Origin of the sequence: Streptomyces sp. NBC_01210, assembly GCF_036010325.1 — a bacterium.
Classification (GTDB): Bacteria; Actinomycetota; Actinomycetes; order Streptomycetales; family Streptomycetaceae; genus Streptomyces.
Genome location: NZ_CP108549.1, coordinates 6,872,060 through 6,896,047, shown reverse-complemented (window position 1 = coordinate 6,896,047; position 23,988 = coordinate 6,872,060). Strand labels below are relative to the sequence as shown.

Sequence of the window (23,988 nt, the reverse complement as noted above, 5' to 3'; positions counted from 1 at the left end):
CAGGAGTGGAGCCTGCGGCTCCACCCCTGGGTGGCGGGGGCGCCGTCAGGCGTCGATCCGCGAGCGGTCCAGCGTCGCCGCCGAGCTGGTGATGAACTCCTTGCGGGGCGCGACCTCATTGCCCATCAGCAGGTCGAAGACCTCCTCGGAGGAGTCCAGGTCGCCGATGTTGATCCGGCGCAGCGTGCGGTGGCGCGGGTCCATCGTGGTCTCCGCCAGCTGGTCGGCGTCCATCTCGCCGAGGCCCTTGTAGCGCTGGATGGAGTCCTTGAAACGGACCCCCTTGCGCTGGAACTCCAGCAGCGTCTGCCGCAGCTCGCTGTCGGAGTACGTGTACACGTACTTGTCCTGGCCCTTCTTGGGCTGGACCAGCTCGATCCGGTGCAGCGGCGGCACGGCGGCGAACACCCGGCCCGCCTCCACCATCGGCCGCATATAGCGCTGGAAGAGCGTGAGCAGCAGGATGCGGATGTGGGCGCCGTCGACGTCGGCGTCGACCAGCAGGACGATCTTGCCGTAGCGGGCGGCGTCGATGTCGAAGGTCCGCCCGGACCCCGCTCCTATGACCTGGATGATCGCGCCGCACTCGGCGTTCTTGAGCATGTCCGTGACGGACGCCTTCTGGACGTTCAGGATCTTGCCGCGGATCGGCAGAAGCGCCTGGAACTCGCTGTTCCGCGCGAGCTTGGCGGTGCCGAGTGCGGAGTCCCCCTCGACGATGAAGAGCTCGCTGCGCTCCACGTCGTCGCTGCGGCAGTCGGCGAGCTTGGCCGGCAGCGAGGAGGTCTCCAGCGCGGTCTTACGGCGCTGCGCGTCCTTGTGCTGACGGGCCGCGATGCGCGTACGGGCGGCGGCAACGGCCTTCTCCATCACCGCACGGGCCTGCGCCTTGTCGTCGCGCTTGGTGGAGGTCAGAAACGCCTTGAGCTCCTTGGCGACGACGTTGGCGACGATCCTGTTGGCCGCCGAGGTGCCCAGCACCTCCTTGGTCTGGCCCTCGAACTGCGGCTCCGCCAGCCGGACCGTGACGACCGCGGTGAGACCCTCCAGGGCGTCGTCCTTGACGATGTCGTCCTCGGCGACGCGCAGCAGCTTGGCCGAGCGCAGTACCTCGTTCATCGTCTTGGTGATGGAGCGTTCGAAGCCGGTCACATGGGTGCCGCCCTTGGGGGTGGCGATGATGTTGACGAAGGACTTGACCGCGGTGTCGTATCCCGTGCCCCAGCGGAGGGCAATGTCGACGCCGAGCTCGCGGGTGACCTCGGTGGGCGTCATATGACCGCGATCGTCGAGGACCGGGACGGTCTCCTTGAAGGTGCCCTGCCCGGTCAGGCGCTGCACGTCGCAGACGGCCTTGTCCTGGGCCAGGTATTCGCAGAACTCACTGATGCCGCCGTCGAAGCGGAAGATCTCCTCGTTCTTGCCTGCACCCTCCAGGTCCCGCTCGTCCCGGACCACGATCGTCAGACCGGGCACCAGGAAGGCGGTCTGGCGGGCGCGCTGGTGGAGGTTGTCCAGTGAGAGCTTGGCGTCCTTGAGGAAGATCTGCCGGTCGGCCCAGTACCGTACGCGCGTGCCGGTGCGGGTCTTGGGCACCCGCTTGCCCTTGAGCAGCCCGTTCCCCGGGTCGAAGGGCGCGTCGGGTCCCGACTCGGTGAAGATGCCGGGGACACCGCGGCGGAAGCTGATCAGGTGGGTCGCGCTCCCGCGGTCGACCTCGACGTCGAGGCGCGCGGAGAGGGCGTTGACGACGGAGGCGCCCACGCCGTGCAGTCCGCCCGACGCGGCGTACGAGCCGCCGCCGAACTTTCCGCCGGCGTGCAGCTTGGTCATCACGACCTCGACACCGGAGAGCCCGGTCTTGGGCTCGATATCGACAGGGATGCCTCGGCCGTTGTCCTTGACCTCGACGGATCCGTCCTCGTGAAGGATCACCTCGATGTGGTCGCAGTGGCCGCCGAGGGCTTCGTCCACGGAGTTGTCGATGATCTCCCAGAGGCAGTGCATCAGGCCGCGGCTGTCGGTGGACCCGATGTACATGCCCGGGCGCTTGCGGACCGCCTCGAGCCCCTCGAGTACGAGCAGGTGCCGCGCTGTGTAGTTGGAACCGTCACGGTCTGCTGTCAGCAGCGCTGTGGACGGCGCGGACGTTTCGGCGGTCACGCGGTTCGCTCCTCGCTGAATTTGAGATGTGGCCCAGTGGGGTAAGGGCCCGGCGTCGGTCGACGCTCAGAGGGTACCGAGGCCTGGTAGAGCCGATGTAACGCCACCCTATTGATTTCTCATGCTAGTCCAGCTTCGCATGCATGTTCGATCCCTCGATGGAGTGACGTGCACATCACGTTCCCTTCCAGGCATGAACCATTTAGGCTCCGGGCACGTCCTCATGAACAACCGGCAACCCAGCCGGGAGGACCGATAGAGACAAGCAACGCGAAATCCGTAGAGCGAAGCAATACGGCTCATTCGCCGCCAACCGGCAGCAGACAGCCACCTTGGGAAAGAAGTTTCCAGGAGAAGCCACGAGCGGGAACGTTTTCGGCCTGGTTGGATGTTGACCCTGGTACGACAGCTCGTCGAGCTAGAGAAGAGGCGACGTGACTACTGTTCTGACCCCCGCGAGCCCACTGACGGCCGCTGACCGCTGCGACCGCTGCGGCGCCCAGGCTTATCTGCGCGTCGTCCTGAGCAGCGGCGGTGAACTGCTCTTCTGTGCCCACCACGGGCGCAAGTTCGAGCCGGAACTCAAGAAGATCGCCGCGGAAATACAGGATGAGACCGACCGACTGACGGCCGTGCCGGCCAGCGTTGGTGAAGAGGAACACTGACACCTCGCATCCACGACGAGCCAAGGCCGGTCCAGGATCGGCTGACGGGCGGCCGCCCCTGAATACCAGGGGCGGCCGCCCGCTCTCATAGCGTGACTGCCGCGGCGTCGGCGATCCCGACGGAAGGCGGCCTACGAACGGCCCACCGCCGAGATCCGCGTGTACACCCCGGGACTGTCGGCCCGGCCGCAGCCGCCGCCCCAGGAGACCAGTCCGATGAGCCGCCCGCGAGCCACCAGCGGGCCTCCACTGTCCCCCTGACAGGCGTCGCGCCCGCCCTGCGGGTCTCCGGCGCAGAGCATCGTGGACTTCAGATACTTCCCGCCCAGGCCCCCTGGATAGGCCTGCCCACAGACAGCGTCCGACAGGACCGTCACGCGTGCGGCGCGCAAGGAGAACGCGTAGCTGGCGTTCCCCGTCGTATCGCCCCAGCCGTACACGGTGGCACTCGTACCCGGCTCGTACGCCGGGTCGCCGACGCCGGCCAGGGGGATCACCTGGGAGGCGGGCAGCGCCTCGGCCAGCGTCAGCACCGCCACGTCCGGGCTGTTCGTCTGCGAGTTGTACGTCGGCGCGACCCGGGCGTCGCTCACCCGGATCTCCCTGCCTCCCGCGCCGAGCAGCTGCGTGCGCCCGGCGAGGACCGCCAGGTCACGCACGTCGCGCACAGCTACGCCGAGTACGGTCCGGCTCAGGCAGTGGGCGGCCGTCATGACCTTCGTCGGCGACACCACCACACCGCCGCAGAACTGACCTGCTCGCGTTCCGCCGAACCGGTCACGGCTGGACAGCGCCACCACCCACGGGCTGTCGGCAGCCTTTGCCGGATAGCCGCCGATGACCACGCTGTCAGCGGCCGCGAGAGGGGGCGAAGTGAACGGCGCCACGGCCGCCGCTGCAATCAGGGCCGACGCCATGATCAGGGCTCGAACGATGGGTCGCCGCATACGGCCTCCTGACTCTGGGTGAATTCCGTCCACTCAGAGTCAGCCAGGGCGCCGCCGCCCGCACCCGCGCACACGCCGAGGGCCCGGTTCCCCAACAGGATCCGGGCCCTCGGCCGACCTACCGCGTACTGCTGTGACGACCTAGTCGAGGTAGTCGCGCAGAACCTGCGAACGCGACGGGTGACGCAGCTTCGACATGGTCTTGGACTCGATCTGACGGATGCGCTCACGCGTCACGCCGTAGACCTTGCCGATCTCGTCCAGGGTCTTCGGCTGGCCGTCCGTGAGACCGAAGCGCATGGAGACGACGCCCGCCTCACGCTCGGACAGGGTGTCGAGCACCGAGTGCAGCTGCTCCTGCAGAAGCGTGAAGCTGACCGCGTCGGCCGGCACGACCGCCTCGGAGTCCTCGATCAGGTCACCGAACTCGCTGTCGCCGTCCTCACCGAGCGGGGTGTGCAGCGAGATCGGCTCGCGGCCGTACTTCTGGACCTCGATGACCTTCTCGGGGGTCATGTCGAGTTCCTTGGCCAGCTCCTCCGGGGTGGGCTCGCGGCCCAGGTCCTGGAGCATCTGGCGCTGCACGCGCGCGAGCTTGTTGATGACCTCGACCATGTGCACCGGGATACGGATGGTGCGGGCCTGGTCGGCCATGGCTCGGGTGATCGCCTGACGGATCCACCAGGTGGCGTACGTGGAGAACTTGTAGCCCTTGGTGTAGTCGAACTTCTCGACCGCGCGGATCAGACCGAGGTTGCCCTCCTGGATCAGGTCCAGGAAGAGCATGCCGCGACCGGTGTAACGCTTGGCGAGCGAGACGACCAGTCGGAGGTTGGCCTCGAGCAGGTGGTTCTTGGCTCGGCGGCCGTCCTCGGCGATGATCTCCAGCTCGCGCTTGAGCTTCGGCGCGAGCTTGTCGGAGTTCGCCAGCTTGTCCTCGGCGAACAGCCCCGCCTCGATGCGCTTGGCGAGCTCGACCTCCTGCTCGGCGTTGAGGAGCGGGACCTTGCCGATCTGCTTGAGGTAGTCCTTGACAGGGTCCGCGGTGGCGCCGGCGACGGCGACCTGCTGGGCAGGCGCGTCGTCCTCGTCATCGTCGGAGAGGACGAAGCCCTTGTTCTCGCCCTCGGCCTCTTCCTCCTCGCCCTTTCCACCGGGCTGGGCCTCATCGAGCAGCTCTTCGCCCTCGGCGGCCTCGTCGGCGTTCTTCTTGCCCGCGGTCTTCTTGGCCACGGTCTTCTTGGCGGCGGTCTTCTTCGCCACCGCCTTCTTGGCCGCCGTCTTCTTGGCGGCCGCCTTCTTGGCAGGCGCTGTCGCCGAAGCCTCGTCGGCCGGGGCGTCGGCGGTCTCGGCCGTCGACGCCGCGGTGGCCGCGACGCTCTTCGCCGTGGCGGTCTTGGCCGCGACGGTCTTGGTGGCGGTGCGCTTTGCCGGGCTCTTCGCTGCGACGCTCTTGCGGGCGCGCTTCGGCGACTCCGCGGCACTGACCATCAGCGTCACACCCTCTTCCTCGAGGATCTGGTTGAGGCTGCGCAGAACATTCTTCCACTGGGTTGGCGGAATCTGGTCAGCCTCGAAGGCCCGACGCACGTCATCGCCGGCGATCTGCCCATCAGCCTTTCCCCGCTCGATGAGCGCCATCACAGACTCGGACTCGGCGATCTCCGGCGGGAGCGTACGGGATGTGCTGGCCGACACGAACAACCTCTCGGAACGATGGAAAACGGCTTCCGGCCCCACCCATGATCGGGCCGGAGCCGACGACCACCGGGCTGCGGATGTGCCGGTGGCGCGGGATGAAACCTCGGAGCTGCACAGCGCCGTGTATGGCTGCTGTATTCCCTCCTCGGCTGTCACCTCTTAGGTCATCGCGTTGTTTCGAGGAGTGTTACGCCCAATCCACGTGGCCCGAGTCACACCTCATTTACGACAAAACGGCCAGAGAGGTCGTTCGCCACATAATCGTGTCGCCGGATCCCCATGGAATCCGGCGACACGCGATGCGTACGCCTCTGTACTCCCTGGCCGCGTCCTGCGCTCAGTGCTCGCGCGGCGCAGGCACGACTCGCTCCACCTCTGAGTGAGCGGTGAGCAGTTGGCGCATGGCCGACTCGGCGGCGTGCGGGTCGCCGGTGGCGAGTGCGTCGGCGATCCGCGCATGGTGGGCCAGAGAGACCTCGGTAGGGCGGTCACAGCCGGTGACCGGGCCGCCGGAGACCTGGAGTGCGGCGGAGACGATGCCGGAGAGGTGCTCGAGCATGCGGTTGCCTGCGAGCTGGATGAGGAGGGAGTGGAACTCCGCGTCGGCCCGCGAGAACGTGATCCCGTCCCCCTGAGCGAGGGAGTGACCCATGATCTCGACCATGTCGCCGAGCCGCTGCTGAACGTCCTCACGCCCGTGACCTGCGGCGAGGCGCGCGGCGAGGGGCTCGATGGTCCACCGCAGCTCGCCCAGCTCCCGACGCTGATCGTCCCGCTGCGGGCCGAAGGCACGCCACTCGATGATGTCGGGGTCCAGCAGATTCCAGTCGCTGACCGGACGGACCCGGGTTCCGACATTGGGGCGGGCGCTGACCAGGCCCTTGGCCTCGAGAACGCGTAGGGATTCACGGACGACGGTGCGGGAGACCTCGAAGCGCTGGCCGATCTCCTCAGGGACGAGCGGGCGGTCCGCACCGAGGTCCCCCGAGACGATCATCTGGCCAAGTTGCTGGACGAGTTGGCCGTGCAGTCCGCGGCCGCGGCTGCCTGCCGCGCGGCGGCCGACCCGGCCCAACTCGGCGTCGGCGCCGTCCCAGGAGGGAGGGCCGACGCGGTCGGCGCCGGGCGACTCCGCGTAGGGGTATCGATCGAGTTCGCCCGGGCCGGCGAGGCCGGACTCGGCGGGGCGGGCGGCGGTCATCATGGTGTGCGCAAGGGTACTCACGCATCCTTTGTCGGCGCGGCTCCCGTGGCCCTTGAGGTCTTTGGTGAAAAGCACACGAAAGGGTGATCGGCGCTCGCCTCGCAATTGACGCCTTATCGGAAAGAAACGGGCGCCTTCAAGGGAGTTGCGAACACTTCGTCGAGACCCGGTCGATCATGATCACCAACGTGGCCTGCGACGAAGGCCCGTGAACAGATATGCGCAGATCAGGGCCGAGAGTGACAACGCCAGTGCCGCGCCGAAGGGTTGGGCGACGAGGCGTACGGCGGCCATCAGCCAACGGTCGGCCTGCTGCGGCAGCTGCACCCAGGCCAGCTCGCGCAGCCTGACGGGAAGTCCGGCGATCGAACGTGCTGGCGGAACGACGAGCGCCGTCTGCACGAGGGGGGCGACGAGGACCGGTACAGCGAGTACGGCGGCCACTCCGGCGGACGTGACCCGGAAGACTCCGGCGGCGAGCAGCCCGGCCCAGGCGCAGCCGACCGCGAGCCCGCCCCAACTGGCCACCAGAGCAGGCCAGTTCCGCGGGGCGGGAGTCATGTCGGTGCCATACACAAGGCGGAGGGCCTGGGCGTCGGCCACCGCAACGAGGAGCGCGAGCAGCAGGGCGAACACGGAGGTCACCGTGAGTTTGGCGAGGAGGAGGCCGAGGCGGCGGGGAACGGTGCCGCGGGCGGCGGCGAGCGCCGGATAGCGGAACTCCTCACCGTAGGAGAGCGCCCCGACCAGGCCGGCACCGAAGGCGGCGGGCGGCAGCGGGAGGTACTCGGGCCAGGCGGCGAGCAGGGCCGGCAGCGGGGCGTCGCCGATGCGGGCGAGCAGGACGCAGAGGGCGAGGGAGGCGACGAGCGCGGCCGCCGCGATCAACGCCGCGGTCCGGACTCCGAGGAGACGGCGGATTTCATAGCGCAGAGGCCTCAGGGGGCTGCGTACGGGGCGCGGCGGGGGCGGGAGAGGCATAGGGCCGGGGCGCTCCGCCGCGGCCGGGACGGGCCGTTTCTGGGCCTCGCGGGCAGGCGCGGCGTCAGGTGCGGAGTCAGGCGCGGGCGCCGCGACCGGGCCTGTGTCGCCGATCTCGTCGCTGAGCCGGTGGACGAGTACACCGTGCCGGAAGGCGGTTTCGCCGATCTCGGGGCAGCTGCTGCCGTAGACGGAGAGCAGGCTGCCCTCCTCGGTGACCACTTCGACGGAGCGCTGGGCGGCGCGTGCCTCGCGGGCGACAGCGGCGGCGAGGCGGGCGGCGTGCGGAGTGCGGACGGCGACGCGCGGGCGGAGCCTGGTACGGGAGAAGGTTTCCGCGTCCTGGTCGGCAACGAGGCGGCCCTTGTCGAGGGTGATGACACGATCAGCGAGGCGGGCGGCCCCCTTGGGATCACTGGTGGTGTAGAGAACGGTGCCGCCGCACGAGGCGCGGGAGCGCAACAGCCCGTACAGCCAACTGTTCTCACCGGCCGAGAGGCCTCGGCCGGGCTCGTCGAGGATCAGCGTCTGCGGGTCGCCCAAGAGGGCGGAGGCAAGCCCGAGTCTGCGGTCCATACCGAGGGAGAGGGCGTCGAGGCGCTGGCCGGCGAGACCGGCGAGACCGACAACCTCGAGCATCTCGTCGGCACGGGACGCGGGCACTCCAGCGGCTGCGCAGAGCATACGGAGCTGACCCCTGGCCGTCCGAGCGGGATGGCCCGGTACGTCGCCGAGGAGCACACCGACCTCGCGGGCAGGGTGGGCGATGCGATGGAGGGGGCTGCCGCGGAAGTAGGTGACGCCCCGGCCGGACTCGAGTTCGAGCATCAGGCGCAGCGCCGCCGTCTTGCCCGAGCCAGGTGCACCGAGAAGGGCCGTGACAGAGCCGGACCGGGCTTCGAAGGTGAGATCGTCGACGGCTGGCGGGAGGTCTCGGCGGCGGGTGCTGGTGAGTCCGATGGCCTGGAGCATCGCTTCTCTCGCGGTAGGTGAGACCGCTCGGCGGCAGGGCGGGTACCGCAGCAAGATAGCGCGACATTTCCGACTTTTAGTGCAGCCGCCAGAGGACCGGGTGTCAGACCTCGCTCAGACTTCGGGGCGCAGCATCGGCGGGTTGAGCACGGTGGCGCCGCCTGCCCGGAAGAGCTGGGCAGGGCGGCCGCCCTGCCGGGTGGTGGTCCCGCCGGCCGGGACCAGGAAGCCCGGGGTGCCGGTCACCTTGCGATGGAAGTTCCGGGGGTCGAGAGCAACGCCCCAGACCGCTTCGTACACCCGCCGCAGCTCGCCGACGGTGAACTCCGACGGGCAGAAGGCAGTCGCCAGCGAGGAGTACTCGATCTTGGATCGCGCCCTCTCCACCCCGTCGGCCAGGATCCGCGCATGGTCGAAGGCGAGCGCTGCGGGCTGCTCCTCCTCACGGCCGAAGCCGTTCTCCTGGCCCAGCAGATCCTCGACAGGGGCCCACCGGGCGCTATTCGCGTCGCCGCCCGCGCGGGGTGCGGGCAGGTCCGGGGCCAGCACCAGATGAGCGACGCTGACCACCCGCATACGAGGGTCCCGCTTTGGGTCGCCATAGGTGGCCAGCTGCTCGAGATGTGCGCCGTTGCCAGGTGCCGGGGAAGCGGGGTCGTGCGCGCACAGCCCGGTCTCCTCGGCGAGCTCGCGTGCTGCGGCCGCGGCCAGATCCTCGTCGCCCCTGACGAAGCCGCCGGGCAGCGCCCACCGGCCCTGAAACGGCGGCTCTCCGCGGCGTACGACCAGCGCGCACAGCGCATGGCGGCGCACAGTGAGCACGACCAGGTCGACGGTGACAGCAAAGGGCGGAAAGGCCGACGGGTCGTAGGGCGACATGCCGCGATCATAGTCGTCTGCCTGACGATAAACACTCCCTTCTTCACCTGCGTCGACTCTTTCTTCACCCGTTCCCCCAGCCCTGCGCGCCCACCGGCTCAGACCCCCAACTGAAGGCCGTCGGGGGCCTGCTCGACCGTCCCGAGACCGAGCCTGCTGATCCGGACAGGCGGCGGGGTCCCGGGCATCAACGCCCGCTTCTGGTGCCGCGCTGCCCGCTGCGCCTGCGCGCGCGACTGCGGTTCCCCGCCGCCGTACCGCCGGGGCGTGTCCCGGCGGACGGGTGCTCCTTCTTGCCGGTGGTCGGCTTGCGAGTCGCCGGCCGGACCTGCCGCGGGCGCGAACGGTGCGGGCGCGCGCCCCGGCGGGTCCTCGCGGAGGCCCGTGTGCCGCGGTCCGTGCGCAGACAGCTGCGCAGCGCCTCCGGATCCAGGCCCTCATTGCACGCCTGGTGCAGAAGCCGGGCGAAGACGTACTCGGGGTCGACGCGCAGGGCGAGTCCGAGGGCGACCCGCGCGCCGGGTTCGTCGCCGGTGGACCAGGCGACCCAGCCGGCGAGGGTGAGCGGCGCGGCCGCGTGCTCGGAGTACGGGCCGACGCATCGGCGGGCCAGCGCCCGCCAGAGGCGTAGCGCCGGTTCCGCGTCGGCTCCTTCCATCCATTCCGCAGCCCGGTCACGGGTGTCCCGGTCCTGCAGGCCCAGGATCACAGCGGCCGCCTCGTCATGTGCGATGAGCCGGTCGTCCGCGACATCCGACTCGGCCCGGCCGCCATCCCGCGGTGTCTCCGCGATGCGTTTCATCAGCCGGCGGGCCAGCGCGAGGGTCTCCGCGGCGACCTGCTCACGCCCCGTTCCGTCCAGGATCCTGGGCAGCAGCGCGGAACCCGCGGTGTCCAGCGCCTTCTCCTGGTCGGACGCAGCCGGGGTCGTCCAGGGCGCGAGCCGCCCCTCCATCTCCCGCAGGGAGCCACGCACTTGGACCCCCACGTAGGCGGCGGCCGCGGCCATCACCGAAGTGCCGGGCAGGGCAAGCGCACTGCCTTCGGGCGGGCAGCAGCGCACGTCGGGACAGCAGTAGGACCAGTAACGGCCGTCGGAGATACAGAGAGCCTCGTAGACGGGCACCTCAAGGGTGCCGCAGGCGGTGCGCAGCCGTTGCGCGAGCGGGCGCAGCCGCTCCATCACAGAGCGGCTCGTCTCGCCGTCCGCCGGATCCTGGCAGAGGAAGACGACAATGCCGTCGGGGCGCGAACCGCGACGTTCGCTGCCTTCGATCAGACACTCCGCGAGCTGTTCGGCCACGGGCGACCATTCGCGCGGCGAGCGTGGAATGCCGAGCCTCAGCCGCCCGCCGAAGCGGCCGCGGCTGCCGTGCAGCGCGACGAGCACGATCGAATCGTTCGGATGGAAGCCCATCATGTACGGCAGGGCGTCGGCCAGTTCGGCAGGGCCGCGCAGGGTGATCTGCTGCTCGTCGGTCGGACCGGTGTGTTCGTGGTGCGTGTTCATGGCACGACGGTCTCGTGGCGGCTCCGGCATCGCGACCCCTGTGGATAACTTTATCCACAGGCTCGCGGCTTCGTTCGCGCTTTGTCAGCGCCATCGGGTTGCATGGGGGCATGACCAACGCAGACCGCGCAGATCTCAGGGCCTCGGCCGACTCCGTACTCGCCCGCCTCGTCTCGGACACGACGGGCGCGGCCCGGCTGCGCGGGGATCAGTGGCGGGCGATCGAGGCGCTCGTGGCGGACAAGCGCAGGGCTCTGGTCGTGCAGCGGACCGGGTGGGGCAAGTCTGCGGTGTATTTCGTCGCGACCTCGCTGCTGCGTGAGCGCGGCAGCGGACCGACCGTGATCGTCTCTCCCCTGCTCGCGCTCATGCGCAACCAGGTGGAGGCCGCGGCGCGGGCCGGTATCAGCGCCCGGACCATCAATTCCTCCAACACGGAGGAGTGGGACACGGTCCAGGCAGAGGTGGCCGCGGGCGAGGTGGATGTGCTGCTGGTCAGTCCCGAGCGGCTGAACAATCCCGATTTCCGTGACCAGGTGCTGCCCAAGCTGGCCGCCGCCACCGGTCTGCTGGTGGTGGACGAGGCGCACTGCATCTCCGACTGGGGCCATGACTTCCGGCCCGACTACCGACGGCTGCGCACTATGCTCGCGGAGCTGCCGGCCGGGGTCCCGGTGCTCGCCACCACCGCCACGGCCAATGCCCGTGTGACCGCGGACGTCGCCGAGCAGCTGGGTACGGGGGCGGGCACGGACGCCCTTGTACTGCGTGGCGCTCTGGACCGGGAGAGCCTCAGCCTGAGTGTGCTGCAGCTGCCCGATGCCGCGAACCGGCTGGCCTGGCTCGCCGATCATCTCGGCGAGCTGCCCGGCTCCGGGATCATCTACACGCTCACTGTCGCGGCTGCCGAGGAGGTCACGGCGTATCTGCGCCAGTGCGGGCACACCGTGGCCTCGTACACCGGCCGTACGGAGAACGCCGACCGGCAGCAGGCCGAGGAGGATCTGCTCGCCAACCGCGTCAAGGCCCTCGTCGCCACGTCCGCACTCGGGATGGGCTTCGACAAGCCCGATCTCGGTTTCGTCGTGCACATGGGTTCGCCCTCCTCCCCCATCGCCTACTACCAGCAGGTGGGCCGGGCGGGCCGTGGTGTGGAGCACGCGGAAGTACTGCTGCTGCCGGGCAAGGAGGACGAGGCGATCTGGCAGTACTTCGCCTCGGTCGCCTTCCCGCCGGAGGAGCTGGTGCGACGCACCCTCGATGTGCTGGCGCAGGCGGGCAGGCCGCTTTCGCTGCCCGCACTGGAGCCGCTGGTCGAACTGCGGCGCACCCGGCTGGAGACCATGCTCAAGGTCCTCGACGTCGACGGTGCGGTGCGCCGGGTGAAGGGCGGCTGGACAACCACGGGCCAGCCCTGGTCGTACGACGCCGAGCGGTATGCGTGGGTCGCCCGGCAGCGGGAGTCCGAGCAGCAGGCGATGCGTGACTACGCGACGTCGACCGGCTGCCGGATGGAGTTCCTGCGACGGCAGTTGGACGACGAGGAAGCGGCACCCTGCGGTCGCTGTGACAACTGCTCGGGGGCCCGGTTCAGTGACAAGGTGTCCGCGGCGGCTCTGGATGCCGCGCGCGGGGAGCTGGGCAGGCCGGGTGTGGATGTGGAGCCGCGCAAGATGTGGCCGACCGGGCTGGCGGCGGTGGGCGTCAGCCTCAAGGGCCGTATCCCCGAAGGGGAGCAGTCCTTCCCGGGACGTGCGCTGGGGCGGCTTTCCGACATCGGCTGGGGCAATCGGCTGCGGCCGATGCTCGCGGCGCAGGCTCCGGACGGTCCCGTGCCGGACGAGGTGGTGAAGGCCGTGGTGACCGTGCTCGCCGACTGGGCCAAGGGCCCTGGCGGCTGGGCGTCCGGCGCGGCGGACGCACCGCCTAGGCCGGTCGGTGTGGTCACCATCGCCTCCCGCAGCAGGCCTCAGCTGGTCGGATCCCTGGGCGGCCGGATCGCCGAGGTCGGCAGGATGCCGCTGCTGGGCTCTGTCGAGTACGTGCCCGAGGCGTTGGAGGCACGGATCTCGCGCACCAACAGCGCTCAGCGGGTGCGGGCGCTGCACGAGGCGTTCACGGTGCCTCCCCAGCTGGCTGAGACATTGGCCGAGGCCGACGGGCCGGTTCTGCTGGTGGACGACCTTTCGGACAGTGGCTGGACCCTCGCGGTGGCGGCGCGACTACTGCGCAGGGCAGGTGCGCGGGGGGTGTTTCCGCTGGTCCTTGCCATTCAGACGTGACTGGAGGGTCACCGGCTACGCAAATGGGCAGGGATATGAGCGTCATACCCGCCGATTCCTGTCGGTGGCGCCAAATTGCTCGTTGCCGCATGCTCACGAGGCAGCAAGAATTGGAACGCTCCCCCGCACGGTCCGTTCGCGGTCCGGAAGGGCCGTGCCGCGGTGCGCCCTCACCCGACCCTGCCCGCACCGTGGGCGCGAATGTGAAGGGAGGACCGTGACCTTCGGATTCCCTCCGTCCGCAGCCACTTCGATCACCACGTCGGCCGGCTCCGCCAGCCGACTCGCCAGGATGCTCGAGCCCGCCGAGTGGGCAGCAGCCGGGATACCGCTGCTGCGCAACCCCCGCGAGGTGGTCAGTGGACTGCACACCCGGCACGTGCCGGCACCGGCGACAGGCGTCGTCGCCGTGCTCGACCACGAGGACCGGCTCACTGCCAGTGCTTCGTTCTCCCAGCGTTCCGCGCCCGTGGACGGCTGGGAGTTCCGCAACGTGCTGCTGGCGCATCTGCGCCGGGTCATCCCGCACGATCTGCGTCTTCGCGCGCCCGTGCGTACCGCCGTGCTGCTCTACTGCCGTGAGGGCGACGAGCGTTGGACGGAGGAGGACGGAGCGTGGATGTGGGGGCTGCGGGACGCGTGCACTCTGCATGGGCTGCGCTGTGGTGCGTACATCACGCTGACGCGCGGCGGCTGGCAGGTGCTGGGCGAGGGCCGGGGCGGACGCCGGCCCAACTCCACGTCGCCCGGCCAGTTCTTCGACGGTGCGGACGAGGCCGAGCCGCTGGCGCTGCGCACCGCGAGCGGCGCGGCTGAAGCGCTTCGGCGCACGGCGGCACGCTGAAGGTGCCACTCTCCGGCTGCCCACGTGGTGGGCAGCCGGGTCACGACCGGACCAGGCGGTCCGTACAGGCCGCGGCTCAGACGCCCGTGCCGAGCACGGTGTTGATCCGCTTGGGGTCTCCGCACACGATCAACAGTGCGGTCGCCTTCGCCAGCGCTGCCGGCAGCGCGCGGGCGGCTGCGTCGTCGGCGCCTCCGTTGATCGCGACGACCACCACGGGGCGGGCCGAGGCACGTCCCACCGCGGCGGCGTCGGCGTAGAAGACGTCGTCGCGGGCGTCGTGCTGGGCCCAGTAGGAGGCCTCGCCGAAGGACAGCTCGTGCGCGGCCCACGGGTGCTGCTCGCCGGTGGTGAGCACCAGGACGTCGCCCGGCGCGCGGCCGGAGTCGAGCAGCAGGTCGACCGCCTCGTCGGCAGCGTCGAGCGCGCCGTCGGCGGGGGCGGGGATCAGCTGGATCTGCGGCACAGCGCGATTCTCCGACCGGGGCGCCTGCGGCTGCCCGGCAGAGGTGTGCGTGCGCTGCACCGGCGGTGCGGGCCGGGCGGTACCGGGGCCCGGGTGTCCGGGACGCGGCGAGGCCGCGGAACGCGGACCGGGTACGGGACGGGGGGTCGGCGCGGTGCGGCCTGCGGCCGGAGTTGCGCGGGGACCCTGGGCACTCTCGTGAATCTGAGGCTCCTCGGGGATGAGAGGCATGAGTGGATGTCTATCAAACGCCGGTGCGGATGGCATCGGCGGGTGGGCACATAAGTGCGACCCTGCTGCGGGGAGGGCGAGTTCAGAATTCGAAGCCGAGCTGGCCCCCGCTTTCCAGTGCGGCCGCCTCGGCGGAGACGCGGACCTTCTTGAGGTGCCGCCACTGGGGCAGCGCGTCGAGATACGACCACGAGAGCCGGTGGTAGGGGGTGGGACCCCACTCCTCGAGCGCCGCCTTGTGCACGGGCGAGGGGTAGCCGGCGTTGGCGGCGAAGCCGAAGTCGCCGAACTCCCCCTGCAGTTCGGCCATCATCGCATCCCTGCGCACCTTGGCGATCACCGAAGCTGCCGCGACGGCGACGCAGGACTGGTCGCCCTTGATGACCGTACGAACCTGCCAGGGCAAACCCAGGTAGTTGTGCTTGCCGTCGAGGATGACGGCGTCCGGACGGACCGGAAGCGCATCCAGCGCACGGACGGCAGCCAGCCGCAGCGCCGCGGTCATCCCCAGTTCGTCGATCTCCTCCGGGGACGCGTGCCCCAGGGCATGCGACGTGACCCACTGTTCCAGCCGCCCGGCCAGTTCCGTACGGCGCTTCGGGCTGATCAGTTTGGAATCGGTCAGCCCGGGGGGCGGTCTGCGCAGTCCGGTGACCGCCGCGCACACCGTGACCGGACCGGCCCACGCCCCGCGTCCAACCTCGTCGACACCTGCGACGATCTTGGCGCCGGTGGTGGCTCGGATTGAGCGCTCGACTGTGTGGGTGGGTGGTTCGTACGGCATGGCGCCAGTAAGCGTACGCCGCCGGACGTCGCCGGCGACAACCGGATTGCGTTCAGAGGCTGCGGGCCTGCAATCAGCCGGTGCCCGGGCGCAGCAGCGGCACCATGATCTGATCGATCATTTCGGCGATGTCCTCGTCCGGCCATTCGCTGCCGCACACCTTGGACCGGTACATCATCAGACCCGGAATCACATCGAAAACCAGCTCACCGATGACGTCGGGGCGGACGTCGCCGCGTGTGACGCCACGCCGCACCACCTCCCGGTAGAGCTGGTTCGACGGCTCGACCACACGACGCACGATCACCCCGTGGAAGCGCTCGGCGGTGGAGCTGTCGCACTCGTAAAGCACAGAGCGGAACGCAAAGCCGGACCTGGAGTACATCGCGTCGCGCACCTGCCGGCAGAGCTGAAAGAGGTCCTCGCGGATGCTGCCGTGATCGGCGGCCTCGTCGAGTACCGGCAGCCCGGCCTGCAGGGCGTCCGCGACGAGATCCTCCTTCGACGGCCAGCGCCGGTAGACGGCGGCCTTGCCGGTCTGGGCCCCGGCGGCGACGCCCTCCATGGTGAGCCCGCTCCAGCCGACCGTACTCAACTGCTCCAGAGCGGCCTCGAGGATCGCGCGTTCCAGCACGGGTCCTCGACGGCGCAGCGAGACCGGGGGCGTCTCAGCGGCTGCAGTCCAGCGCGAATTGGCCATGTTCTTCTCTCCGTTGGGGACAGGAGCTGCAGTGAACGCTTGCGTTCACTGAGGGGGACTCTCTACGGTTGACAGGACAGTGAACGGCTGCGTTCACTAACTCACTTGTGGGGGACCATAGTGACAACCTCTCAATTAACTGCTCCAAGCAAACCGGGAGCGGCCCGCAGACAGGGACGCCCCGGGATAGCTCTGGCCGTCATTGCCGCGCTGCAGCTCATGGTGGTCCTCGACACCACGATTGTGAATATCGCGCTCCCGCACATCCAAGAGGCTCTCGAGTTCACCACGACCCAGCTCTCCTGGGTGGTCAACGCGTACACCCTCACCTTCGGCGGGCTACTGCTGCTCGGCGGCCGGGCGGGCGACATCCTCGGCCGCCGGCGGGTGTTTGTCTTCGGTGTGCTGCTCTTCACCTTCGCCTCACTGCTGTGCGGCGTCGCGCAGGAGCCCTGGCAGATGCTCGCAGCCCGCGCGCTCCAGGGCGTCGGCGGCGCCATCGCCTCGCCCACGGCGCTCGCTCTCATCACCACGACCTTCCGCGAAGGCCCCGAGCGCAACCGCGCGTTCGGCATCTTCGCTGCGGTCTCGGCCAGCGGCGCGGCCATCGGCCTGCTCGCCGGCGGCATGCTCACCGAGTGGTTGAACTGGCGCTGGGTGTTCTACGTCAATCTGCCGATCGGAATCCTGATCGCGGTGCTCGCTCCGGTTTTCATCAATGAGTCCGAGCCGCACTCCGGCCGGTTCGACATCGCGGGCGCGCTCACCTCGACCGCGGGCATGGCGTCCCTGGTCTACGGCTTCATCCGGGCCGCCGAGGACGGCTGGAGCGACGGACTCACCCTCTCCTCGTTCGCCGCGGCGATCGTGCTTCTCACCGCCTTCGTACTGACCGAGCGACGGGCGCGGGAACCGATCACTCCGCTACGGATGTTCGCCGACCGCAACCGCTCCGGCACGTATCTGATCATGATGAGCCTCGCCGCGGCGATGTTCGGCATGTTCTTCTTCATCGTCCTGTTCGTACAGAACGTGCTCGGCTACAGCCCTATCAACTCCGGTCTCGCGTTCCTGCCGGTCACGGTGATGATCGTGACAGCGGCCGGAATCTCCTCGAAGCTGCTGCCAGTGCTCGGTCCCAAACCGTTCCTGGCGGCGGGCGCGGTACTCACCGGCAGCGGCATGGCGTGGCTGACCGCGCTCGATCCCGGCAGCTCATATGCGGGCGGGGTGCTCGGTCCGATGCTGCTCTTCGGCTTCGGCATGGGGCTGGTGTTCGTGACGGCGACGCTCACGGCGGTCTCGGGCGTGGCGCAGCACGAATCGGGCGCGGCTTCCAGTCTGCTCAACGCCACACAGATGGTGGGTGGTTCCCTGGGGCTGTCGATTCTTATGACCGTCTTCAGTACCGCCAGCCGCGACGAGGCCGAACGGCAACTGCCGTCGTTCCTGGCGGATTCGACCCCTGCGCAGAAGGAAGTCTTCGCCAGGACGCACGAACTGCCCCCGCCGTGGGGGCACCAGGTGCTCGCCGAAGGCATCGCGACGGCGTTCTGGGCCGGCGTTGGTCTGGTCGGACTCGCCGTGTTGACCGCGGTGTTCATCGTCCGCGTACGCAAGAGCGACCTGGAGGCGCTCAGCGGGGCGGCGGGCGCGGGCGGCCCAGCCGCGTAGATCCGCCACATTGATCGGAGGTACGGGCCGTGCGCGGGGGGCACGACCCGTACCTCAGCCTCCTTCAGCAAGGAGTCTCACGGCACGTCGGACGGGCTGATCTCGCCCTCCTCGCCGAACTGGGCGTCCTCGTCGTACCGATCGCGCCCCGCACCGGGAATCCCCTGATTCCCGCAGGCATACCTGAAGGTGTCGACCTTCCGCTCCGCCAGGATCCTCCGCGCCCGCCACTCGCCCCAACTGGACGCGTACCAGGGCTTGTGCGTGCCCTCGAGGTTCGCCGCGATGCCCTTCAGCGCGCAGGAGCGCAGCGGCTCCGGCAGTCTGTCGAGGGCCGGTACGGCATCGGCCGACAGCTCCTGAAAGTACTCGATGTCGATCTTTCCGGTGCTCTCGTAACGCTGTACGTTCCGGTCGGCGATCATTCCGTCCGGGGAGAGCAGGCCGAAAACGAGCACGGCTACCGCGCCGCTCGCCGCGACGGCGCGTGGCAGCCACTTCACGCCGAATATCCCCGCCGCCATGATCAGGACGATCACCAGGCCGAGCCACAGTTCCATCGCCGCCACCGACACCCGTAGCCGTGTCAGCCCGTACGCGGCGACGTACAGATCCATCCGGCGCAGCGCCGAGGCGACCACGACCAGGGTGAGCACACAGAGTGCGCCAAGGACGACATGGACCAGCGCGCGGTCGCGGGCACCGGCGCGGGGGGCCCAGCGCAGCGCGAGCGCTATCACGAGCAGCGTGAGCAGGGTGGCCCAGAGCAGCTGCCAGAAGCCCTGCCGCGCGTACTCCGCGTACGTCAGTCCGGTCTCGCGCAACACCTTGTCGTAGCCGCCGAAGAGAACGGCGAGCTGGACGGCAATGAAGGCGGCGAAGAGCAGATTGAGCACGATGAGCGGCAGCGCCCACTCCCAGCGGGCGCGGGCCCGGCCGGGACGCACATCGAAACGGTCCCAGCGCACCGGAGCGGCGGCGGTGCGTGCGGCGGCGAGCGCTCCGACCAGGCCGAGCAGAAAGAGGAGGAAGCGCCAGGGGCCGTCGGCCACCGATACGTCCGGGATCAGCCCGCCGAGCAGATCGGCGAAGGCCGCGTCGGCGCCCGCGAAGAGCGCGCCGAAAACGATCAGCAGCACCGCCGCGACCGCTGTCGTACGCACCACGGGGCCCCAGCGGCCGCGCGAGCTGCCCGCGCGCTCGCGCAGTCCCTGCGCTCCCCAAGCCATGCCGGAACCGATCGCGCCCAACAGTCCCAGCGAGCCGAGCAGTACGCCCGGCCAGGTGCGACCGCCGTGCAGAGCCAGGGACCCGGCCGCCAGCGCGGAGACGACGGCAAGGAACGTCGGCCAGCCCGCGTCCCTCAGTGCCGGAACCGCCAGCAGCACCACCCCGCCGACCGCCCACACACAGGTCCAGGGACGGAGTCGGCGACCGGCCGTGCGGGCTGCGAAGTACGCGCCGAGGGCAGCGGGCACCGCCACGATCAGCAGGTTCAGACCTGCCCCGTCGCCCAGCAGAAACGCGCTGAGAACGGCCGTGGCCAGGGCCGACCAGAGCGTGGCGACCCGCACGCCGGCCGGCGGGCCGGGGCGTACCCGCACGAGCCAGGCAGCCGGCTCGTTGGACTGCCACTGCTGCCACTGGGGTGGCGGCTTGTACGGATCGGCCTTCACCTGCTTCGGCGCCTGCTTCGGCTCCGCGCCCGGAACCCTCGGCTCCGCGCCCGGACCGGGCTCGGAAGCCGACGGCGGTGTGTCGCGTACGTCTGACATGGGACCCCCTCCCAGCCGGGCGCAGCTCACGTCGGAAGGACGGTGCGTACGACCCGGTGTCTCGTCTGCGCACGCCCGTGATGATCAACGCGGCGGCGTGTCGGACAGGCTAGCTCCAGCACGCCCGATCGACGCCCCGTATGCGCGCCCGAGGCCGGACCGTGACCGTCGGGCCGCGCCGCCGGCGGTCAACGGCCCGCGGCTGCAGCTCAGCGTGCCCGGCCGGGCACCCACTCCGGAAGCGCTTCGGTCTGCTCCAGCCAGTCGGCCGGCGGCTGCCCCGCCTTGCCCGCAGCCACCACTCCACAGGCGATGGCGCACGTGGTGTCGACATCCCCGCCCACTTGTGCGGTCGTCCAGAAGACCCGCTCGAAGTCGCCGAGTGAGCGGGCCGCGGACCACAGAGCGAACGGCACTGTGTCGTGCGCACTGGTGCGCCGACCGCTGCCGAGAACGGCGGCGACCGTCCCGGCATCCTCGTAGTCGAGCATGTCCCGCGCCCGGCGCAGACCGGCTCCCACCGCGCTGCGCGGCACGAGCGCGACGACTCCGTCGAGCAGGTCCGCGGGCCCGGGCGGGCCTGCGGGATCCGCGACGAGCGCGGCGGCCGCCGCGACGGCCATGGCGCCGACGACGGCCTCACGATGCTGGTGCGTGGTGTACGAGGAGATTTCGGCCTGGTGGGTGGCCTGTTCCGGGTCGCCGGCGTACCAGGCGCCGAGCGGTGCGATACGCATCGCCGAGCCGTTGCCCCACGAGCCCTGGCCCTTGAAGAGCTCGGCGGCCAGCTCCCGCCAGTCGCCGCCCTCCCTGATCAGCCGCAGCATCCGGTTGACCGCTGGGCCGTAGCCGCGGTCGAAGTCATGATGCTCGGCGAAGGACCGGGCGAGCGCGTCCTGGTCCACCCGGTGGTGGTCCGCGAGCACGGCCAGTACCGAGCAGGCCATCTCGGTGTCGTCGGTCCACTGCCAGGGACCTGGCGGCAGCTCGCGCCGCTTCAGCAGGGGATAGTTCGTGGGTACGAAGAACTGGGAGCCCAAGGCGTCTCCCACGGACAGTCCGCGCAGGCTGTCCAGGGCGCGTTCGAAGCGCCGGTCGCGAGAGGAGTCGTCGGTCATCTTCCTGCCACTCTATCCGGTGACGCCGTACGGCTCGGGGGTCCGCCAGCGTTCGAACGGCCGGTCCAGTGTGTAGCGCCCGTCGTCGCCGAGCTGCAGAATCCGGGGCTCGGCGTTGTCCGGGTTGGACAGCGACTCGAACTCCGCCACCGACCAGTGGAACCACCGCATACAGAACAGCCTCATGGTCAGTCCGTGCGTGACCAGGAGCACGTTCGGCGGGTGGTCCGGCGCCTCGAAGCTCCGGTGCAGGCTCTCCAGGAACGCCCCCACCCTGTCGTACACATCCGCCCCCGACTCGCCCTGGGCGAAGCGGTAGAAGAAGTGGCCGTAGGCGTCCCGGTAGGCCTTCTGCAGCCGTACGTCCTCCCTGTCCTGCCAGTTCCCCCAGTCCTGCTCGCGCAGCCGTGACTCCTCCCTGACCCGCACCAGCTCCGGGTCCAGGGCGAACGCCCGGAGGGTCTCATGGGTGCGGCGGTAGGGCGAGACATAGACGCTGACTGTCTCGCGTCCGAACAGCTCACGCAGGCGCGCACCCGTCGCCTCGGCCTGGGCCCGGCCGGTCGCGGTCAGCCGCAGCGCATGGTCGGGCACGCGTTCGTACACGGTGTCATCGGCGTTCCCCTCCGACTCGCCGTGCCGGACGAGAACGATGCGTTGCGGTCGTGCCATGTCTTGACAGTAGTTCGGTCCGGACCCGGCCGAGTATTCGGGTCGGGTTCCGGACGGCGTATCCGGCACGTTCCACGGACAGGCCGACAGCCGGACTCAGACCGTCCAGGACGGTTCGAGCTGCACCACATCACCGGCCAGCGCCGCGACATCCGCCTCGGTCTGCGCGCGCAGCAGCAGCCGCTCCACCCGCTCCCTCCGGTACTTCCCGTGCTCCGCCTCCGACCGCCACATCGACATCACCAGAAACTCGCTCCCCGGCGCCTCACCGAACACCCCGCGCAGCATCCCCGGCGACCCGGCCATCGCCGGGTTCCACACCTTCTCCTGCATCAGGGCGTAGTGCTCGACCCGGTCCTCGTGCACCCGGCAGTGCGCGACCCGCACCACGTCGGCGTCCGTGAACCGCGGCTCGAACCCCGTCTTCACATCGAAGCGGTAGTCGAAGAGCTTGACCTGTATGTCCTTGTACGTCCCCGACTGGCCGGCCGCGAGCCGGTCGTGCGAGCGCGCCATGAACGAGTCGTAGAACGCCCGGCTCTCCCAGAACGCGAATACATGGGCGACATGCGGCCGCCCCCTGCTCCACCCACCGCCCTGTCCCCGGAATCCCGGCTCACCCAGCAGCCCCGCCCACTTCCGCTGCCCCCGCTCGAACCCTCGACGGTCCATCACGGTGCAGCGAATCCACTTGACCAGCACCGCGCCATCGTACGGCGCGGAGCGTGGCCCCGGTCACTCTCGGGCGGAGTGCACCCGTATCAGCTCGGCCGACTCCTCTGCGTCCAGTTCGATCCCAAACACATCGGCGAGCATCTCGGGCAACTCCCCTGCCGGAACCTGCCGTTCCGTCTCGGGGGCATCGGGGCGCGCGGTCGACAGCCGCGTGCCCGTCAAGCTGTGGCGTACGCCCTCTCCCGTCTGCTGCACCACGGCCCGCGCGATGAAGGGCGAGCGCGGATGCGTCGACATGTAGTGGTTCATCACGGCGTAGTCGACGGGGAAACGCTCTTCCAGCGTGAAGCCGTACAGATCGAACCAGCCGTCCGGATGCAGCGAGCGCAGTGCCCTGACCCCGTTGTCCTCGCGCGCGATGGCGAACGTCCACCCTCCCTGGCGCACTTCGACGCCGTCACGCAGCGGTATCGGCTCCCACAGCCCTTCCCCGCCGAACCCGACGTCACAGAGCCACGGCTCACCGTCGGCCTCGACCCTCAGCGTCATGTGCGTGACGGGCCGCAGTTTCGCCTCGCCCATCCTGACCCGGGCGCCAAGTCCCGTCACGGCGAAACCGATCCGCTCCAGCACGGCCGCGAACAGCAGATTCTGCTCGTAGCAGTAGCCGCCGCGCCGCAGGCCGACCAGCTTCGCCTGCAGAGACGCGATATCCAGGGGGATCGGCCGGCCGAGCACAATGTCCAGATCCTCGAAGGCAATCGCGGCCGCATGCGCCCGGTGGACGGCACGCAGCGTCGCGAGGTCGGGCTTGGCGCCCTCCCGGTACTCCGTACAGCCGGTGCGCCGCAGATACGCCGCAAGGTCCAGCTCGCCGCTGCTCCACGCAGTCTCCGTCGTCACTGGCGCTCCCCACTGCGCTCGCTCAGTGCGCGCAGCCGCACGGCATCCTCGGCATCCAGTTGGATGCCGAATATCTCTTCCAGTACGGCCGTCAGCTCACCCGCCGGCACTATGCGCCGCTCGTGCGTACCGTCCGGACGCGACACGCTCAGTTCGTCACGCACAAGGGCGTGACGCACCTCGGGGCCGGGCTGCTGCGCGACCACCTGACCGACGAATCGCGACTGCGGATGGCTCGAGCTGTAGTGGTTCATGACCGTGAAATCTGCGGGATAGAGCGATTGCGGAGCGAACGCGTACAGATCGGCCCACCCTTCGGGACCAAGAGTCCGCAGTACGTGAATCCCCTCGTCCTCCAGGGTGATTCCGAAGGTCCATCCGGCCTGCGCCACCTCGGTCCCGTCCCGCAGAGGCACCGGCTCCAGAAGACCGGACGCGCCGAACCCCGTGTCGGCGAGCCAGGGTTCGCCGTCCACCGTCACCACCAGGACCGCGTGAGTCACCGGCCGCAGTCCGGGTCCACTCGCCCGAACGCGGGCGCCGCGCCCCGCCACCTGGAAGCCGATCCGCTCCAGCACGGCGGCGAACAGGGAGTTCTGCTCGTAGCAGTAGCCGCCGCGCCGCCGGCCGACCAGCTTCGCCTGCAGGCTCTTCAGGTCCAGCGGCACACTCCGGCCGAGCGCCACTTCAAGATTCTCGAAGGGGATCGATGCGACATGCGCCCGCATGAGCGCCCGCAGCGTCTCCAGATCCGGCGCGAGCGCCGCCCCGTTGTACCCGGTCCGCACCAAGTACGCGTCCAGATCGAGTTCTTCACTACTCCACGTCACACTTCCCACCCC

Annotated in this window: 20 protein-coding genes; 4 read left to right on the top strand and 16 right to left on the bottom strand. The window is 69.7% G+C overall.

Going from position 1 to position 23,988, the window contains the following annotated elements; genetic code table 11:
- Nucleotides 1–45: 45 nt before the first annotated feature.
- A complete protein-coding gene (locus tag OG735_RS31425; protein WP_327326504.1) occupies nt 46–2,163 on the bottom strand; it encodes a DNA gyrase/topoisomerase IV subunit B in 2,118 nt (705 codons plus the stop codon).
- A gap of 434 nt (nt 2,164–2,597) precedes the next feature.
- On the opposite strand from OG735_RS31425, the gene OG735_RS31420 reads away from it, so the two are divergent.
- Nucleotides 2,598–2,828: a DUF7455 domain-containing protein gene (locus tag OG735_RS31420; RefSeq protein ID WP_326653069.1), complete on the top strand. Its 231-nt coding sequence runs from the start codon at nt 2,598–2,600 to the stop codon at nt 2,826–2,828.
- A gap of 131 nt (nt 2,829–2,959) precedes the next feature.
- Here OG735_RS31420 and OG735_RS31415 read toward each other — a convergent pair whose 3' ends face one another.
- The 6 genes from OG735_RS31415 to OG735_RS31390 form a co-directional block, all read right to left on the bottom strand.
- The gene (locus OG735_RS31415; protein WP_327326503.1) at nt 2,960–3,775 is read right to left on the bottom strand and encodes a serine protease; all 816 of its coding nucleotides are present in this window, start codon (nt 3,773–3,775) and stop codon (nt 2,960–2,962) included.
- Nucleotides 3,776–3,916: 141 nt separating this feature from the next.
- Nucleotides 3,917–5,473, bottom strand: a complete 1,557-nt coding sequence (locus tag OG735_RS31410; protein ID WP_327326502.1) for an RNA polymerase sigma factor — start codon at nt 5,471–5,473, stop codon at nt 3,917–3,919.
- 340 nt (nt 5,474–5,813) lie between these two features.
- Nucleotides 5,814–6,701, bottom strand: coding sequence for a FadR/GntR family transcriptional regulator (locus OG735_RS31405; protein WP_327326501.1), 888 nt, complete (start codon nt 6,699–6,701; stop codon nt 5,814–5,816).
- Between the two features lie 159 nt (nt 6,702–6,860).
- Nucleotides 6,861–8,633 carry an ABC transporter ATP-binding protein gene (locus OG735_RS31400; protein WP_327326500.1) on the bottom strand — a complete coding sequence of 591 codons (1,773 nt, stop codon included), beginning with the start codon at nt 8,631–8,633 and terminating at the stop codon, nt 6,861–6,863.
- A gap of 114 nt (nt 8,634–8,747) precedes the next feature.
- The gene (locus tag OG735_RS31395) at nt 8,748–9,512 is read right to left on the bottom strand and encodes an NUDIX hydrolase (protein ID WP_327326499.1); all 765 of its coding nucleotides are present in this window, start codon (nt 9,510–9,512) and stop codon (nt 8,748–8,750) included.
- A 187-nt stretch (nt 9,513–9,699) separates the two neighbouring features.
- Entirely contained in the window at nt 9,700–11,022 is a 1,323-nt protein-coding gene (locus OG735_RS31390; RefSeq protein WP_327326498.1) for a DUF4192 domain-containing protein, read from the bottom strand.
- A gap of 110 nt (nt 11,023–11,132) precedes the next feature.
- On the opposite strand from OG735_RS31390, the gene OG735_RS31385 reads away from it, so the two are divergent.
- The gene (locus OG735_RS31385; RefSeq protein ID WP_327326497.1) at nt 11,133–13,304 is read left to right on the top strand and encodes a RecQ family ATP-dependent DNA helicase; all 2,172 of its coding nucleotides are present in this window, start codon (nt 11,133–11,135) and stop codon (nt 13,302–13,304) included.
- Between the two features lie 217 nt (nt 13,305–13,521).
- A complete protein-coding gene (locus OG735_RS31380) occupies nt 13,522–14,148 on the top strand; it encodes a hypothetical protein (RefSeq protein WP_327326496.1) in 627 nt (208 codons plus the stop codon).
- A gap of 76 nt (nt 14,149–14,224) precedes the next feature.
- Here the strand turns inward: OG735_RS31380 and OG735_RS31375 are convergent, their stop codons facing one another.
- The 3 genes from OG735_RS31375 to OG735_RS31365 all read right to left on the bottom strand — a co-directional run bounded on the left by OG735_RS31375 (nt 14,225) and on the right by OG735_RS31365 (nt 16,329).
- On the bottom strand, nt 14,225–14,845 hold the full coding sequence (locus OG735_RS31375; RefSeq protein ID WP_327326495.1) for a hypothetical protein: 621 nt from the start codon (nt 14,843–14,845) through the stop codon (nt 14,225–14,227).
- 82 nt (nt 14,846–14,927) lie between these two features.
- A complete protein-coding gene (locus OG735_RS31370) occupies nt 14,928–15,629 on the bottom strand; it encodes a ribonuclease HII (protein ID WP_327326494.1) in 702 nt (233 codons plus the stop codon).
- Nucleotides 15,630–15,702: 73 nt separating this feature from the next.
- Nucleotides 15,703–16,329: a TetR/AcrR family transcriptional regulator gene (locus OG735_RS31365; protein WP_327326493.1), complete on the bottom strand. Its 627-nt coding sequence runs from the start codon at nt 16,327–16,329 to the stop codon at nt 15,703–15,705.
- A gap of 120 nt (nt 16,330–16,449) precedes the next feature.
- Here OG735_RS31365 and OG735_RS31360 point away from each other — a divergent pair, with 120 nt between their 5' ends.
- Nucleotides 16,450–18,003 (top strand): MFS transporter, encoded by a 1,554-nt coding sequence (locus OG735_RS31360; RefSeq protein ID WP_327326492.1) that lies wholly within the window; start codon nt 16,450–16,452, stop codon nt 18,001–18,003.
- Between the two features lie 77 nt (nt 18,004–18,080).
- On the opposite strand, the gene OG735_RS31355 is transcribed toward OG735_RS31360, so the two are convergent.
- From OG735_RS31355 to OG735_RS31330, 6 genes are all read right to left on the bottom strand, one after another.
- Nucleotides 18,081–19,778 carry a DUF4153 domain-containing protein gene (locus OG735_RS31355; RefSeq protein ID WP_327326491.1) on the bottom strand — a complete coding sequence of 566 codons (1,698 nt, stop codon included), beginning with the start codon at nt 19,776–19,778 and terminating at the stop codon, nt 18,081–18,083.
- A 209-nt stretch (nt 19,779–19,987) separates the two neighbouring features.
- Complete coding sequence (locus OG735_RS31350) at nt 19,988–20,896, bottom strand: ADP-ribosylglycohydrolase family protein (protein ID WP_327326490.1); 909 nt, start codon at nt 20,894–20,896, stop codon at nt 19,988–19,990.
- Nucleotides 20,897–20,908: 12 nt separating this feature from the next.
- On the bottom strand, nt 20,909–21,568 hold the full coding sequence (locus OG735_RS31345) for a histidine phosphatase family protein (RefSeq protein ID WP_327326489.1): 660 nt from the start codon (nt 21,566–21,568) through the stop codon (nt 20,909–20,911).
- A 96-nt stretch (nt 21,569–21,664) separates the two neighbouring features.
- Entirely contained in the window at nt 21,665–22,270 is a 606-nt protein-coding gene (locus tag OG735_RS31340; RefSeq protein ID WP_327326488.1) for a YdbC family protein, read from the bottom strand.
- A 33-nt stretch (nt 22,271–22,303) separates the two neighbouring features.
- Complete coding sequence (locus tag OG735_RS31335; protein ID WP_327326487.1) at nt 22,304–23,146, bottom strand: arylamine N-acetyltransferase family protein; 843 nt, start codon at nt 23,144–23,146, stop codon at nt 22,304–22,306.
- Nucleotides 23,143–23,976: an arylamine N-acetyltransferase family protein gene (locus OG735_RS31330; RefSeq protein ID WP_327326486.1), complete on the bottom strand. Its 834-nt coding sequence runs from the start codon at nt 23,974–23,976 to the stop codon at nt 23,143–23,145. The genes OG735_RS31335 and OG735_RS31330 overlap by 4 nt, the downstream gene beginning before the upstream one ends.
- Nucleotides 23,977–23,988 lie beyond the last annotated feature (12 nt).

Coding starts and splice junctions, on each gene's coding strand:
- OG735_RS31400 (WP_327326500.1), bottom strand. CDS start 8,633: ATGCTCCAGGCCATCGGACTCACCAGCACCCGCCGCCGAGACCTCCCG.
- OG735_RS31375 (WP_327326495.1), bottom strand. CDS start 14,845: ATGCCTCTCATCCCCGAGGAGCCTCAGATTCACGAGAGTGCCCAGGGT.
- OG735_RS31365 (WP_327326493.1), bottom strand. CDS start 16,329: ATGGCCAATTCGCGCTGGACTGCAGCCGCTGAGACGCCCCCGGTCTCG.
- OG735_RS31385 (WP_327326497.1), top strand. CDS start 11,133: ATGACCAACGCAGACCGCGCAGATCTCAGGGCCTCGGCCGACTCCGTA.
- OG735_RS31390 (WP_327326498.1), bottom strand. CDS start 11,022: ATGAACACGCACCACGAACACACCGGTCCGACCGACGAGCAGCAGATC.
- OG735_RS31370 (WP_327326494.1), bottom strand. CDS start 15,629: ATGCCGTACGAACCACCCACCCACACAGTCGAGCGCTCAATCCGAGCC.
- OG735_RS31395 (WP_327326499.1), bottom strand. CDS start 9,512: ATGTCGCCCTACGACCCGTCGGCCTTTCCGCCCTTTGCTGTCACCGTC.
- OG735_RS31355 (WP_327326491.1), bottom strand. CDS start 19,778: ATGTCAGACGTACGCGACACACCGCCGTCGGCTTCCGAGCCCGGTCCG.
- OG735_RS31350 (WP_327326490.1), bottom strand. CDS start 20,896: ATGACCGACGACTCCTCTCGCGACCGGCGCTTCGAACGCGCCCTGGAC.
- OG735_RS31415 (WP_327326503.1), bottom strand. CDS start 3,775: ATGCGGCGACCCATCGTTCGAGCCCTGATCATGGCGTCGGCCCTGATT.
- OG735_RS31345 (WP_327326489.1), bottom strand. CDS start 21,568: ATGGCACGACCGCAACGCATCGTTCTCGTCCGGCACGGCGAGTCGGAG.